This window comes from Bradyrhizobium sp. NBAIM08, assembly GCF_020193935.1.
Lineage (GTDB): Bacteria > Pseudomonadota > Alphaproteobacteria > Rhizobiales > Xanthobacteraceae > Bradyrhizobium > Bradyrhizobium yuanmingense.
The window spans coordinates 1-415 of sequence record NZ_JADYVR010000780.1; the positions used below are offsets into that span (position 1 = coordinate 1).

The following is a 415-nucleotide window of genomic DNA, read 5'->3' on the forward strand; positions in this document are numbered from 1 at the left end:
GGGCAGGTGACGTTGACCTCGATGAGGCGGCCGTCGATGACGTCCAGGCCGGCCAGGGTGATGCCGTGGGCGGACAGCAGCGGGGCCAGGTCGGCCGCGATGCGGAGGTCAGCGTCGTCCACGGCGGCCTCGGAGACCGGCGCCCCGATCCGGAAGTCGTCGGCGGAGGGCCGTCGCAGCACGGCGCCCACGATCTCGCCGTCGAGGAGGAACAACCGCTTGTTGCCGTGGGAGACCGAGGGAAGGTACTCCTGGGCGATCACCTGTCGCCGGCCTCCCGCCGTCGCCGACTCGACGAGGGCCCGGCACGAGGGGCCGGCGTCGACCAGCCAGACGTCCCCGCCGGCGAAGCCGTCGACCGGCTTGATCACCGCCCGGCCGTGCGTGCAGACGAACTGCTCGATCAGCTGCGGAC

The 415-nt window shown here is 72.8% G+C and carries 1 pseudogene; it reads right to left on the reverse strand.

The annotated features are described in order from the left end of the window. Positions 1 to 415: pseudogene (locus tag I6F37_RS42030) on the reverse strand (glutathione synthase); the annotation flags it as partial.